This window comes from Comamonas sp. FUJ_7 (genome assembly GCF_057369555.1).
Genome location: NZ_JBXXZI010000009.1, coordinates 134301 through 147830, shown reverse-complemented (window position 1 = coordinate 147830; position 13530 = coordinate 134301). Strand labels below are relative to the sequence as shown.

The following is a 13530-nucleotide window of genomic DNA, read 5'->3' as shown; positions in this document are numbered from 1 at the left end:
CTTGCGCGCCATGGCTCAGCCAGGTGGTGGCCATGAAGGCGATGAGCGCTGCAGTCGGCGCCCACACAAGAATCAGCAGTATTTGCAACAGGCCCATATGGGCAGTGATTCTAGGCAGAGGCCATGCATGGCCTGGCGGGAGCAGTCCGCCGTGGTTACAGCGCCAGAACGATTCTGGACTCCTGCATCCTGGCGCGCGAGCAGCAGCTCATCATCTTGGTGCAGGCCGTGCGCTCGGCACGGGTCAGCACCATGTCGCGATGATCGATATCGCCTTCCAGCACCGGCACCTCGCAGGAGCCGCACAGGCCTTCGCGGCAGTCGCTCTCGATATCGATATTGGCGCTGCGCAGTGCATCGAGCAGGGTCTCGTCATTGCGCACCTGCAGCGTGATGCCGGATTCGCGCAGCTCGACTTCAAAGCCGTGCTCCTTGTCCGGGTCCAGCGCTCCCAGGGTGCTGGAGAAATGCTCCACGCGCAGACTGTCCTCGGGCCAGTGCTGGCTGGCCTGGGCAAGGCCGTCGAGCATGCGCTGCGGACCGCAGGCATAGATCTGTGCGCCGGGCCTGACCTGGGCCAGCAGCGCCTGGTAGTCGGCTCGCTGGCCTTCTGCGCCCACATAGATCTGCAGACGCTCGCCATGCCGTGCCTGCAATGCATGCAACAGCGCCATGCGCTCGCGCTGACTGCAGCTGTAGTGAATTTCATAGGGGATGCCCAAGGTCTGGGCACGCGCCGCCATGGCCGCAACCGGCGTGATGCCGATGCCGCCGGCGACGAGAATCAGCTGCTGCGCGCTTTCGTCGAGCTTGAAGTGGTTGCGCGGGCCGCGCATCTGCACCTTCATCCCGGCCCGCAGCGATCCATGGATCCAGGCCGAACCGCCACGGCTGTGTTCCTCGCGCAGCACGGCGATCTCGTAGGTATCCGCTTGCTGCGGATCGCCGCATAGCGAGTACTGGCGCGAGATGCCCGTGTCGCCGCAGTGCAGGTCGATATGCGAGCCCGGGGTCCAGCGTGGCAGATCGCGTCCGTCGGGCGCCTTGAGTCGCACGCGCAGCACATCCTGCGCGATCAGCTCGGTGCTTTCCACCCGCATGGTGCGGCTGACGCCGCCTTGCGAGGATTCGCCGATGCGCACCGGCTGCTGCGCGGCCAGCACGGCGGGATTGGCGCGCTCGGGGTTGCGGCTCACGTCCCATTGCACCCACAGATGTTCGGGGCCGCGGAACGAGGTGTTGGGCACATAGGTGAAGCGTTGTTCTGCCAGTTGCATATGGGGCAGGCGGCGCGTGAATTCCTCGAGGAAGATCTGCATTTCCATGCGTGCCAGATTCTTGCCCATGCACTGGTGGGAGCCGTAGCCGAAGGTCAGGTGATCGCTGGCATTGTCGCGGTGGATGTCGAACAGGTCCGCATCGACGAAATGCTGCTCGTCGTGGTTGGCCGAAGAGGTGATGATGAGCAGCTTGCTGCCGGCTGGAATGGCCTGACCGCCGATCACCACATCCTTGGTAGCCAGTCGTCGCCAGGCCGCCACCGAGCCGTTGTGGCGCAGGCACTCCTCCACGGCGTTGGGGATGAGCGAGGGATCGTCGCAGATTTCCTGCCAGGCCTTGGGGTGCTGCAGCAGCAGCTTGATCGCGTTGGCCGAGGCGTTGGCCGTGGTCTCGTGCGCCGCGACGAGGCCGGCCATCATCATGGAGTGCAGATAGGAGTCGGTGACGACCTCTGGCAGCTCCTTCTGCTTGCGAATGCCGTATTGCATCCATCCTTCGGCGTCGGGGTCGGCGCGCATCTTGTCGAGAATCCGGCCCGCGTGCTGCCAGAAGTTCCCCACGGCGTGGGCCACGGCCACCTGCTCCTCGGCCCGGGGGCGTCCCCAGGTGTTGACGGTGTGGGCAATGCTGTACCGGCGAAGCGTGTCCATATCATCGGCGGGCACGCCCAGGAAATGCATGGCCACCGTCAGCGGTACCTCCCACAGCATCTGATCGACCAGATCGGCGCGGCCGTCGTCGATGAAGCGGTCCACATACTCGCGGGCCAGCCGGCGCACCATGGGCTCGTGGTGCTTGAGTGCCTCGGGCGTGAAGGGCTGCATCAACGCACGCCGGCGCGGCATGTGGGCGGGCTCGTCCTCGTTGACCAGGGTGCGGTTCAGTGCAAAGCCATAGCTGGCGAGCACGGCATTCGCCTCGTCGCCCGTGGGCGTGATCTTCTCCAGTGCGATCGAGGGGCTGAAAGTCAGGTTGTCGCGGAAGATGGCCTTGATATCGTCGAAGCGCGTGACCACCCAGTAGCCCAGCTGCGGGCTGTAGAACACCGGTTCCTGTTCGCGCGCCCAGCGCACATATTCGGGCGGGTCCTGCTGGTAACCGTCGGCAAAGGGATCGAAGCTGGCCGCCCCGTGACTGATGGGGCAGCCCGTGGGGCCGCTCTGGCCGGTGGGCTTGCCGAACTGGCTGTGATCGATGGGACAACGGCTGGGGGTGGAAATGGTCATGGCGATCTCATGGGGGCAGGTGGATGGGGCAACCATCCGTAGGGCATGCAAAGGAGGCCTGCCGCCAGCCTCTGCGCTTGCAAAGCTTGCGCTACGAAAGTAGTTCCTGGTCTGCAAAACTGGCGCGCTCGCACAAGAGAGACAGCGAGCAAGAGCCGCCTCGCAGCGGGGGCTGCCCCAGCAAGGGCTGCCCCAGCGAGGCTGTCGTCCCCCGCTCGGGAAACGTGCGAAGCGGCTCAGGGTGTCAGTCTCAGTCCAGCGTGATGTTCAGATCCTTGATCAGCTTTTGCCAGCGTGCGCTCTCGCTGTGGATCAGCGCCTGGAACTGCTCGGGCGTGTTGCCCACGGGCTCCACGCCGAAGTCCACGAGCTTTTGCTTGACGGCAGGCTCGTTGATGGCGGCGACCACCTGCTTGTTCAGCGCGGTCACGACATTGGCCGGGGTCTTGGCCGGGGCCACCATGCCGACCAGGGCCGCAGCCTGCACGCCGGGCAGGCCCAGCTCGCCGAAGGTGGGCACATCGGGCAGCTGTGGCAGACGCGTCGCATTCGCCACGGCCAGGGGGCGCACCTTGCCGCCCTTGATGAAGCCGGCGCCGGCGGCCAGGTCCACCATCATCACGGGAATCTGGCCGCCCGCCACATCGGCCAGCGCCGGGGCCGCGCCGCGATAGGGCGCATGGGCGAGCTTGAGACCGGCCTCGGACTTGAGCAGCTCCATGGCCAGATGGTGAGGGCTGCCCGCACCGGCGGAGCCGTAATTCACGCCCTCGGCGCTGGCCTTGGCGGCGGCAATGAACTCCCTGGCGGTCTTGGCCTTCTCGGCGGGACCCGCTACCAGAATCATCGGAAAACGACCCATGAGCGTGACGGGCACGAGGTCCTTGCCGGGGTTGTAGCTCAGGCTCTTGTAGAGCACCGGATTGAAGATCAGCGTGCCGTTGTCGGCCGACAGCACGGTATAGCCGTCGGCCGGAGCGCGCGCGGTCTCCGAGGCCCCGATGGCCGTGTTGCCGCCCGGGCGGTTGTCCACGACGATGGGGTGGTGGGCCTGGGCGCCCCAGGCCTGGCCTATGGTGCGGGCCAGGAAGTCCGAGCCGCCGCCTGCGGCGTAGGGAACGATCCAGCGCACGCTCTTGCTCGGGAACTTGTCCTGGGCTATGGCGATGCCGGGGGCTGCGGCCAGCCAGAGCACGCTGGTGGCCAGAACCGAGGCGGTGAAGAGGCGTTTTTTCATCGAGGGTGTCTCCTGGTCTGTGGTGTTGTGTGCCTGCGGGTTGACCCAGCTTCACTCCGCCTGCGGTTGCGCTTTAATAGGGGATATTTGCGTAATTTTGATACGCATTGCGTAAATTCAGCCCGAGGGATTTCCATGACTTGAGTCATGAACTTGAATCAGAATGCCGGTCCAAGCCCTGCCATCAATCGCTACAGACATGAAAAAAGACAAGAAGACTACGGACGTCGTGCTGCCGACCATTGCGGCGCACGAGCCGCGCGCCAGGAAGGCGCGCCAGCCCGGTGCTGCCGTCGAAGCTGCGGACGGGCGCGAGCGCCGCCAGCGTGTGCAGGCGGCAGAGACCTGCCTGGCCGTGCTCAAGGCGCTGGCCGGTCTGGGCGGGCGTGCCAGCCTCACGGCCATCGGTGCGGCCGTCGGTGAAAGTCCGGCCAAGGTGCACCGCTACCTGGCCAGTCTCATGGCCGAAGGTCTGGTGGAGCAGGATCGCGGCGGCACCCAGTACGCGCTGGGACGCGAGGCCATCCATATCGGCCTGGCCGCGATGCGCCAGAACGATCCGGTGCGCATGGCCGAGCCGGCCCTGCAGCAGCTGCGCGAGTCGCTGCAGGTCACGAGCTTTGTGGCGGTGATGGGCAATATGGGGCCGACCATCGTGCGTTTCGAGGAGCCCAGCCTGCCCATCACCGTGAATGTGCGGGTGGGCTCGGTCATGTCCATGCTCTGGTCGGCCACGGGGCGAGCCTTCTTTGCCTTCATGGAGCCGCAGCCCGAGGTCGAGGCGCTGCTGGCGCGCGAGCTGGAGGCCGCCGGCCCCGAGCAGCGCCGTCTGCTGCATGCCAGCAGGCCGCTGGAGCAGTTGCGCGGCGAGATTCGCGCAGCCGGTTGCGCTGCGATCCGTGACCTGAATCTGCCCGGCATCAGCGCCGTGGCGGCCCCTTTGCGCGACTACAACGGCCATGTCGTGGCCGTGCTCTGCGCGCTGGGTGCCAGCGGTGGCTTCGACCCTGATCCGCAAGGCCGGATTGCCCAGGCCGTGTGCGAGCAGGCGCTCGCCATCAGCGCCTCGCTGGGCTACCGGGACTAGGTCTCAGGCTTCAGTCAGGGCAGCCGGGGCTCCGAGGCGCTGCGACAGCTGGCGTGCCTGGGCCTGCAGCTTGCGTGCCGGCATGCCCGCGGGGTCCAGCGTCAGCGTGACCGAGGGGCCGATGGCGGCAATCGCGAGCACCAGCTGGCCGAAGCCGTCGAACACCGGCACCGCCAGCGCGCTTACCCCCGACAGCAGCTGGTTCTCGACCACGCTCAGGTGATGGCAGCGGATGGCTTCCAGCTCTTGCGCAAACGCCGGTTCGTCCAGGCGATGGCCTTCGGCCTGCAGCAGCGGTGCGATGCGAGCGGGGTCGCCGAAGGCCGCAAAAATTTTGCCTGTGGCCGTATGGCGCAGCGAGGCCGGCGTGCCGTGGCGCATGGCCACATAGACATGGGTCGGACCTTCCTCGACACGGATGATGGTCGGCCCCTGGCCGCTCCACATGGACACCGACACGGTATAGCCCACCTCTTGCGCCAGGCTGGGCAGCTCGGCAACGGCCATGCGCACGGGGTCGGCCTGCTGCAGGCTGATCAGGCCCATCTGAATGGCCAGCGGCCCGAGGCCGTAATGACCGCTGGCACGGTCCTGCTCCATCAGGCCCAGCTTGCAAAAGCTCACCAGATAAGGGTGGGCTTTGGCAGCTGTCATTTCGGCTTCACGCGCTAGATCTTTGAGTGCCATGCGCCGGCCTGTGCGTGCTAGCACCTTGAGCAACTGGCCTCCGACCTCCACGCTTTGAATGCCACGCGGTGCACGTGTGGGCTCGTCATCACTGACACCTGTGGAAAAACGGGCAGCTTTCAAAGAAGAGATGGCATCGATCATGAGCGCATTGTGCGGGTGAAAAACAGCGGCAAAAGCGCAAGGGTTTTTCACTATGACAAATCAATTGTGCAATAACGAATTCGTATTTAGGATTTAAAAATTCAATAAAGCCTAATGCGTTTGTTTAAAACAAAGAGACATCAACGATGAGTACCAAGACCTTTGCTTCTGCCGCCGACCTCGAAGTCAAGAAGGTGAGCTTCGACAAGCTCTCCGAACATGCCTATGCCTACACGGCCGAAGGCGATCCCAACACCGGCATCGTTATCGGCGACGACGCCGTGATGGTCATCGACACCCAGGCCACGCCCGTGATGGCCGAGGATGTGATCCGCCGCATTCGCGAGGTGACGGACAAGCCCATTAAATACGTCACGCTGTCGCACTATCACGCGGTGCGCGTGCTGGGAGCCTCGGCCTATGGTGCCGAGCACATCATTGCCAGCCAGGACACCTACGACCTCATCGTCGAGCGCGGCGAGCAGGACAAGGCCAGCGAAATCGGCCGCTTTCCGCGCCTGTTCCAGAACGTCGAGAGCGTGCCCGATGGCATGACCTGGCCCACCATCACCTTCACCGGCAAGATGACGCTGTGGCTGGGCAAGCTCGAAGTGCAGATCCTGCAACTGGGCCGTGGCCATACCAAGGGCGATACGGTGGTCTGGCTGCCGCAGGAGAAGGTTCTGTTCAGCGGCGACCTGGTGGAGTTCGACGCGACGCCTTACGCGGGCGATGCCTACTTTCAGGACTGGCCGCAAACGCTGGATGCGATTGCCGCGCTCCAGCCCGAAAAGCTGGTTCCCGGCCGCGGTGCGGCACTGCAAACGCCCGAGGAAGTGCAGGCCGGACTGGCAGGTACGCGCAACTTCATCAGCGAACTGTGGACCGAGGTCAAAGCCGGCGCCGATGCCAAGCAGGATTTGCGCAAAGTCTACGAAGCCGCGTTTGCCAAGCTGCAGCCCAAGTATGGCCACTGGGTCATCTTCAACCACTGCATGCCCTTCGATGTGACACGCGCCTATGACGAGGCATCGGGCCATGCCGATCCGCGCATCTGGACGGCCGAGCGTGACCGCGAAATGTGGCTGGCGCTGGAAGGCTGATGCAACGCTGCAACTCTTCTAAATCAGCAGCTGTCAGCGCTTTATTGGCAATGATTTCAGGTGGAAAGCTGTCTGAAATCATTGTTTGACAAGCGCTAGAAGCTATCAAAAAAGTAAAGAGTTTGAATCCGGTCGCCAGAGCCGGAGGGGCGGCCTTTGTCCAAAAAAGGCCTTGAGCCTTCACCCTTTCAACCGTTTGTGCATCGATGAACGCCATGTCCCACACTGCCATTTCCCCCGAAGCCCTGCGCGGCAGCGGCGCAGAGATTCAGGCCATCCAGATTCCTTATCAGCGTCATGCGGACCAGGATGCAGCGGCGCCTGTGCAGCATCCTGTGGTCATCGTGGGCGCAGGTCCCGTGGGCCTGTCGCTGGCCATCGATCTGGCGCAGCGCGGCCAGCGCGTGGTGGTGCTGGACAACGACTGCAAACTCTCCACAGGCTCGCGCGCCATCTGCTTTTCCAAGCGCACGCTGGAGATCTGGGACCGCCTGGGCGTGGGCCAGCCCATGGTGGACAAGGGCGTGTCCTGGAATCTGGGCAAGGTGTTTGCCCGGGATCAGTCGCTCTACCAGTTCGACCTGCTGCCCGAGGACGGTCACGAGCGTCCGGCCTTCATCAATCTGCAGCAGTACTACGCCGAGGCCTATCTGGTCGAGCGCGCCCTGCAGCTGCCGCTGATTGACATGCGCTGGCACAGCAAAGTCACGGCGCTGGCGCCGCGCTCCGATGGGGCGCTGGTGACAGTGGAAACGCCCGAGGGTGACTATCAAATTGATGCCCAGTGGGTGCTGGCCTGCGATGGTTCGCGCTCGCCACTGCGCGGTCTGCTGGGTCAGGAAAGCCATGGCCGCATCTTCCGCGACCGCTTTCTGATTGCCGATGTGAAGATGCATGCGGACTTCCCGACCGAGCGCTGGTTCTGGTTCGATCCGCCGTTTCATCCAGGCCAGAGCGTGCTGCTGCACCGCCAGCCCGACGATGTCTGGCGCGTCGATTTTCAGCTGGGCTGGGATGCCGATCCCGAAGAAGAAAAAAAGCCCGAAAACATCCTGCCGCGCATCCGTGCGCTGCTGGGCAAGGATGCCGAATTCGAGCTGGAATGGGCCAGCGTTTACACCTTTGCCTGCCTGCGCATGGACCGCTTTGTCCATGGCCGCGTGGTCTTTGCGGGCGACAGCGCGCATGGCGTCTCGCCCTTTGGCGCACGCGGTGCCAACAGCGGTGTGCAGGATGCCGAAAACCTGGCCTGGAAGCTGGACCGCGTACTGCGCGGTCAGGCCGACGAGGCGCTGATTGCCAGCTACGGCGCAGAGCGCGAATACGCAGCCGACGAGAACATTCGCAACTCCACACGCGCCACCGACTTCATCACGCCCAAGAGCGAGATCAGCCGCCTGTTTCGCGATGCGGCGCTGGAGCTGGCACGCGAGCATGAGTTTGCCCGCCGCATCGTCAACAGCGGACGCCTGTCGGTGCCTGCCACGCTGCACCAGTCGCCGCTCAACACGGCGGATACTGATGTCTTCAGCGGCACGCAATGCCCGGGAGCGGTGCTCAGCGATGCGCCCATGCAGCGCATCAGCAAGAACCAGCCGACCTGGTTGCTGCGCGAGCTGGGCAACGATTTCACGCTGCTGCACTTCGGCCCCACACCAGACTGGGCGCGGCAGCTGGCGGGCGTGCTCAACCTCTCCATAGCCGGATCGGATGACGCCCATGCGGCGCAGGCCGATCTGCTGGATGTGCAGGGGCTGGCGGCGCAGCGCCTGGATGCGCGACCCGGCACCAGCTATTTGCTGCGGCCTGATCAGCATGTCTGCGCACGCTGGCGCCAGGCCGATGCAGCCTCGGTGCGTGCCGCCTTGCAGCGCGCCTGCGGTGGCGTGGCATGAAGCACCCCGTGAGTCACTGCGTGCTTTTCCCTCACTCTCGCTATGCGCGAGGGAGGCGACCGCTTGGCTGCGGAGCGGCCCTTGCTTGCTGTCTCTGGTAAAGCGTTTTCAGAGGATTTCCCCTTTTTTCAGGAGACCGCCATGCTGCTGTCCACTCACCCCAATTTGCAGGCTTGCGACGATTTCTATGAGGCGCTGATCGCCACCCATCAGGGGCTGGAAACCGCGCAAAGCCATGCCCTCAATGCCCGCCTGGTGCTGCTGCTGGCCAATCACATTGGCCATCAAGGGACCTTGCTGCATGCGCTTGAACTGGCCCGCACCAGCGCAGGGTTCGCCCCTGCCGGGGAAGGCTTGCAAGAGCGTGGTGCCGTGACGCCGGTTGCCCCGGTGCACGCTGCCGCTTGAGACGCAGCACGCCGCTGATGGGCGGCAGCTGCACCACATCCCCTACAGGCCCCGCACCAACACTTATTCAAGGGGCCGCCAATCGAGGAGACAAGGATGATGCAACGCAAACAGTTTCTGGCCGCCATGGCCTGTGCAGGTCTGGCATGGGCTGCAGGGCCTGCTGCCGTAGCCCAGGAAAAGCCGCTGGAGTGGGTGATTGGCTACGCCGCAGGCGGTGGCTCCGACGTGGTGGGGCGCGTGATTGCCGAGGCCATGGGCCGCAATCTGGAGCGCACGATTGTCATTAACAACAAGCCCGGTGCGGGCACCAATATTGCGGCGGAGTACAGCGCCCGTTCGCATGACTACGGCAACCTCATGTTCACGGCCGACTTCGCCACGCTGGCGGCCAATCCGTTTTTGTTTCGCAAGCTGAATTACAACGCCGAAAAAGACTTCAAGCCCGTGGGCATGCTGGTGCGCTTTCCCATGCTGCTGGTGGTCAACAACGATGTGCCGGTCAGCAATCTGACGGAGTTTGTGGAGTGGTCCAAGCAGCAAAAGGCGGGCGTGAGCTGGGGCTCGGCCGGACTGGGCAGTCCGCACCATCTGGTGGGCGAGCTGTTTCGCGAGCAGGTTGGCCTGAGCAATATGACCCATGTGCCGTATCGCGGCGCGGCACCGGCGGTGCAGGATGTGGTGGGGGGCCAGATTCCGGCCATGTGGGCCGACAGCGCCACCATTGTTCCCTTCCTGAACGAGAAAAAGCTCAAGGCCATTGGTGTGGCCAGCCCCTCGCGTATCGATGTGCTGCCCAAGGTGGCAACTTTGCAGGAGCAGGGCCTCAAGGGCTTTGAAGGTTATGCCTGGCAGGGCGTGGTGGTGCCCAAGGGCAGCTCGGAGGAGGTGGTCAAGAAGTTCAGCCAGGCGCTGCAGTTTGCGCTGGCCGACACACGCACCAAGGCCCGTCTGTCGGCCATGGGTGTGGAGCCCATGCCCGGCAGCTCTGAGCAGATGGCGCAATTCGTCACGGCCGAGCGCAACAAGTGGGGCCGGGTGATCAAGGCCAACAACATCACGCTGGACTGAGAAGCCTCGGACAGAGTCAGCGCTGGCGGCGGGATATGCGCTTTCGCAGCTGCAGCGCTATCCCGGTCGTGGCAGACTGCGCCCATGCCCGACCCCAGCCTTCTCGTTGCCGACGACCATCCGCTGTTTCGCGCAGCGCTGATCCAGGTGCTGCACGACCGCTTTCCGCAATACCGCATTGTGGAGGCGGCCAGCGCCCAGACCGTGGGCACTGCCATGCAGGAACACCCCGAAATCGAGCTGGTGTTGCTGGATCTGGCCATGCCCGGCGCACGCGGCTTTTCGTCGCTGCTGCATCTGCGCGGTGAATACGCGCAGGTGCCGGTCATCATCATTTCGTCCAATGACGACCCGCGCATCATCCGCCGCGCCCAGCAGTTCGGCGCGGCCGGTTTTATCTCCAAGTCCGCTGCGGCGGAGGATATGAGTGCTGCCATTGATGCGGTGCTCAATGGCGACATCAGCTTTCCCACCATGGTGGCAGAACGCTCCGAAGCCGATGCGGCGCTGGCGGCGCGGCTGGCCCAACTCACGCCCCAGCAGTTTCGTGTGCTGCTGTGTCTGGCGGACGGCTTGCTCAACAAACAGATTGCGCACGAGCTGGGCCTGGCAGAGAACACCGTCAAAGTGCATGTGACGGCCATTCTCAAAAAGCTCGAATGCTATTCACGCACCCAGGCCGCGGTGCTGGTCAAGAGTCTGGAAAACGATCACGAGGTGTGATCGCCGCATGGCGTCGCTTGATTTTGATAGCTGCAGGCGCTTTCGGGTATTGGGCTTGATGCTGTTTTGACTTCAAGTTTTTCTCAGCCGCGCAAGAATGTCTGACTCATCAGCGCCCGCAGCGCCGGTGGGCGTACGGGCTTGGCCAGAAAGCCCCAGCCGCGCTCGGCGGCCTGACGGCGCAAGGTGCTGTCGCCCTCTGCGGTGAGCAAGATGACGGGCGGCTGTTGACCCCAGCGATCGCAAAGCTGGGCATAGACATCGGGGCCGTAATGCTGGCCCAGATGCACGTCCAGCAGCACCAGCTGCGGTGCATTGCCGGGCGCTGCATAAGCCAGGGCCTCGGGGGCGTTGGCGGCCAGCGGCACATCGCAGCCCCAGCGCTCCAGCAGAGCGCAGGTGGCATCACGCGTGGCCGGGTCGTCCTCCACATACCAGACGGTGCCGCCATGCAGGGGGCTGTCGTGATGCGTGCCCGGCGCGGCTTCCGGTGATGCTGGTTCTATGGTCGCGACTTCACCGAGAGGAACTCTGACCCAGAAGACACTGCCTTTGCCCAGCGTGGAGCGCAGGCCGATCTCATGGCCCAGCAGCTTGCCCAGGCGCTCCACAATCGCCAGCCCCAGCCCGGTGCCGCGGTCGTCGGCATGGCCTTCGTCCAGGCGGCGGAACTCTTCAAAAATCTCTTTTTGCAGACTGGGCGGAATGCCGGGGCCTTGGTCATGCACTTCAATGCGCACATGTTCTCCGTCGCGGCGACAGCCCATGACGATGCGGCCCTGGCGCGAGTAGCGGATGGCGTTGGAGACAAAGTTCTGCAGAATGCGGCGCAGCAGCGCTTCATCGCTGCGCACCGCAAGGCGGTTGGGAATGCAGTGCAGCTTCAGCCCCTCGTTTTCGGCCTGCAGTGCAAAGTTGTTGTGCACCACTTCCAGCAAAGAGTTGAGCGCGAAGTCGCGGATATGGACTTCAAGCTGGCCCGATTCCATGCGCGAGATATCGAGCAAGCTGGTGAGGATGGCGTCCTGCGAGGCCAGTGAGCGATCCACGCGCTGGGCCAGCTGGCGGCCTGCCTCGTCGTGCAGGTAGCCGGGCAGCAGGCTGGTGAAGATGCGTGCGGCGTTCAGCGGCTGCAGCAGGTCATGCACGGCCGAGGCGACAAAGCGGGTCTTGTAGCGGTTGGCGCGTTCGGCCTCCTGCTTGGCCTGGGCCAGATCGTGGGTGCGTTCGGCAATGCGCTGCTCCAGCGTATCGGCCAGATTGCGCAGCTCGCGCGCCGTGTTCTTGTAGCTGGTGATGTCGGCGTAGCTGGTGACAAATCCGCCATCGGGCAGCGGGTTGCCGCGAATCTCCAGCACCGTGCCATCGCCCTTGGCGCTTTCGTGCAGATGCGGGCTGCCGCTGCGCAGGTGCTCCAGACGCCGCTGTATGGCCTGCTCCACATCGCTTTTGCCCAGCAGACCGCGCCGGGCGTTGTGGCGCAGCAGAGCCTCGATAGGCTGGCCCACGCACATGAGATCCGGCGGATAGCGAAACAGCTCCACATAGCGTGAGTTCCAGGCCACCAGCCTGAGCTGGGAGTCCACCACCACCACGCCTTGGGGCAGATGCTGCAGGCTGCGCGAGAGGCCGGTATCGGCCTGCTTGGCGGCTTGCACAATGCCGTCCTGTGCGGTGCGCAGCTCCTGCGCGTGCTGGTGCAACACGGTCTCCAGCTCCTGGCGGCTGCGCTGGCGCAGGGCGGCAAGGCGCTGGCGCTGGCGTATGTAGAGCACCAGCAAAGCCGCGGCCAGCCACAGACCCCCGGCGGCAATGGCGGCCCAGTGGCTGCTGGTCTGGCTGTGGCTGATGTTGTGCAGCAGGTGCAGCTGCCATGGGCTTTCGGGCAGCGGCGTGCTCAGCCACAGCACCGGCTCATTCAGGCGGGGCTGGCTGAAGCGGGCCAGCCAGCCCGCTCCTGCGGGCTGGCGGTGAATGCGGTAGCTCAGCGGTTGCAGGGCCTGATCGGCGTACTGGTGGGTGTCCAGCACTTCCTGCTGGGCATGGGGGGAGAGGGGCTCCAGCAGGCGGTAGCGCCACTCATCGTCGTTGGAGAGAAAGACCACGCCATGTTCGTCCGTGGCGAGCACGATGTCGGGGGACTGGCGCCATTCGCCTTCCAGCTCTTGAAACAAGATTTTGATAGCTATCAGCCCAAGCACAGTGCCGTCTTCGGCGCGAATAGCCTGTGAAAGAAAGTAGCCAGGCAGGCCCGTGGTCATGCCAATGCCGTAAAAGCGCCCGCTGCCTTGCTTGAGTGCCTGCTGCACATAGGGGCGAAAGCTGTAGTTCTCTCCCACGTTGCTGTGTTCGTCGCGCCAGTTGCTGGCGGCCAGAGCGACGCCGTTTTTGTCGATGAGCGTGAGTGTGGAGGCGCGGCTGGCGCCGTTGGCCTGCTCCAGCTTGCGGTTGAGGCGGGTCACATCGGCAGCAGTCAGCGGGCGACTGAGCGCATCCTTGAGCTGGGCATCCAGCGCCAGCACCTCGGGCAGGGTGCGGTAGCGGTCCACGCGCTGCACCATGGCCTGGGCGTGCAGACTGAGCTGGCGCTGCACGCTTTCGCTTTCATCACTGAGCGAGGCCTGCAACGCGATGCGGCTGGCCGCCCACATGCAGAGCACCATGCCGC

At 64.3% G+C, this 13530-nt stretch carries 10 protein-coding genes; 6 read left to right on the top strand and 4 right to left on the bottom strand.

Annotation, left to right across the window (positions count from 1 at the left end):
* Positions 1-155: 155 nt before the first annotated feature.
* Positions 156-2507: a cytochrome P450 gene (locus AC2I9W_RS14510; protein ID WP_486410630.1), complete on the bottom strand. Its 2352-nt coding sequence runs from the start codon at positions 2505-2507 to the stop codon at positions 156-158.
* A 250-nt stretch (positions 2508-2757) separates the two neighbouring features.
* Entirely contained in the window at positions 2758-3744 is a 987-nt protein-coding gene (locus AC2I9W_RS14505) for a Bug family tripartite tricarboxylate transporter substrate binding protein (RefSeq protein ID WP_486410629.1), read from the bottom strand.
* 199 nt (positions 3745-3943) lie between these two features.
* On the opposite strand from AC2I9W_RS14505, the gene AC2I9W_RS14500 reads away from it, so the two are divergent.
* On the top strand, positions 3944-4831 hold the full coding sequence (locus AC2I9W_RS14500) for an IclR family transcriptional regulator (RefSeq protein WP_486410628.1): 888 nt from the start codon (positions 3944-3946) through the stop codon (positions 4829-4831).
* Between the two features lie 3 nt (positions 4832-4834).
* Here the strand turns inward: AC2I9W_RS14500 and AC2I9W_RS14495 are convergent, their stop codons facing one another.
* On the bottom strand, positions 4835-5662 hold the full coding sequence (locus AC2I9W_RS14495) for an IclR family transcriptional regulator (protein ID WP_486410627.1): 828 nt from the start codon (positions 5660-5662) through the stop codon (positions 4835-4837).
* A 146-nt stretch (positions 5663-5808) separates the two neighbouring features.
* On the opposite strand from AC2I9W_RS14495, the gene AC2I9W_RS14490 reads away from it, so the two are divergent.
* The 5 genes from AC2I9W_RS14490 (at position 5809) to AC2I9W_RS14470 (ending at position 10862) form a co-directional block, all read left to right on the top strand.
* Positions 5809-6765 carry an MBL fold metallo-hydrolase gene (locus tag AC2I9W_RS14490; protein ID WP_486410626.1) on the top strand — a complete coding sequence of 319 codons (957 nt, stop codon included), beginning with the start codon at positions 5809-5811 and terminating at the stop codon, positions 6763-6765.
* A gap of 215 nt (positions 6766-6980) precedes the next feature.
* Positions 6981-8660: an FAD-dependent oxidoreductase gene (locus tag AC2I9W_RS14485; protein WP_486410625.1), complete on the top strand. Its 1680-nt coding sequence runs from the start codon at positions 6981-6983 to the stop codon at positions 8658-8660.
* A 141-nt stretch (positions 8661-8801) separates the two neighbouring features.
* On the top strand, positions 8802-9068 hold the full coding sequence (locus AC2I9W_RS14480) for a DUF2783 domain-containing protein (RefSeq protein ID WP_486410624.1): 267 nt from the start codon (positions 8802-8804) through the stop codon (positions 9066-9068).
* A gap of 96 nt (positions 9069-9164) precedes the next feature.
* The gene (locus AC2I9W_RS14475; RefSeq protein WP_486410623.1) at positions 9165-10139 is read left to right on the top strand and encodes a Bug family tripartite tricarboxylate transporter substrate binding protein; all 975 of its coding nucleotides are present in this window, start codon (positions 9165-9167) and stop codon (positions 10137-10139) included.
* A gap of 84 nt (positions 10140-10223) precedes the next feature.
* The gene (locus AC2I9W_RS14470) at positions 10224-10862 is read left to right on the top strand and encodes a response regulator (protein WP_486410622.1); all 639 of its coding nucleotides are present in this window, start codon (positions 10224-10226) and stop codon (positions 10860-10862) included.
* A gap of 83 nt (positions 10863-10945) precedes the next feature.
* On the opposite strand, the gene AC2I9W_RS14465 is transcribed toward AC2I9W_RS14470, so the two are convergent.
* Positions 10946-13525, bottom strand: a complete 2580-nt coding sequence (locus AC2I9W_RS14465) for a hybrid sensor histidine kinase/response regulator (protein ID WP_486410667.1) — start codon at positions 13523-13525, stop codon at positions 10946-10948.
* Between the last annotated feature and the right edge of the window lie 5 nt (positions 13526-13530).

Excerpts from the sequence above, each read along its gene's own strand:
- AC2I9W_RS14505 (WP_486410629.1), bottom strand. The coding sequence starts at position 3,744 with ATGAAAAAACGCCTCTTCACCGCCTCGGTTCTGGCCACCAGCGTGCTC.
- AC2I9W_RS14510 (WP_486410630.1), bottom strand. The coding sequence starts at position 2,507 with ATGACCATTTCCACCCCCAGCCGTTGTCCCATCGATCACAGCCAGTTC.
- AC2I9W_RS14485 (WP_486410625.1), top strand. The coding sequence starts at position 6,981 with ATGTCCCACACTGCCATTTCCCCCGAAGCCCTGCGCGGCAGCGGCGCA.
- AC2I9W_RS14480 (WP_486410624.1), top strand. The coding sequence starts at position 8,802 with ATGCTGCTGTCCACTCACCCCAATTTGCAGGCTTGCGACGATTTCTAT.
- AC2I9W_RS14500 (WP_486410628.1), top strand. The coding sequence starts at position 3,944 with ATGAAAAAAGACAAGAAGACTACGGACGTCGTGCTGCCGACCATTGCG.
- AC2I9W_RS14475 (WP_486410623.1), top strand. The coding sequence starts at position 9,165 with ATGATGCAACGCAAACAGTTTCTGGCCGCCATGGCCTGTGCAGGTCTG.
- AC2I9W_RS14490 (WP_486410626.1), top strand. The coding sequence starts at position 5,809 with ATGAGTACCAAGACCTTTGCTTCTGCCGCCGACCTCGAAGTCAAGAAG.
- AC2I9W_RS14495 (WP_486410627.1), bottom strand. The coding sequence starts at position 5,662 with ATGATCGATGCCATCTCTTCTTTGAAAGCTGCCCGTTTTTCCACAGGT.
- AC2I9W_RS14465 (WP_486410667.1), bottom strand. The coding sequence starts at position 13,525 with ATGGTGCTCTGCATGTGGGCGGCCAGCCGCATCGCGTTGCAGGCCTCG.
- AC2I9W_RS14470 (WP_486410622.1), top strand. The coding sequence starts at position 10,224 with ATGCCCGACCCCAGCCTTCTCGTTGCCGACGACCATCCGCTGTTTCGC.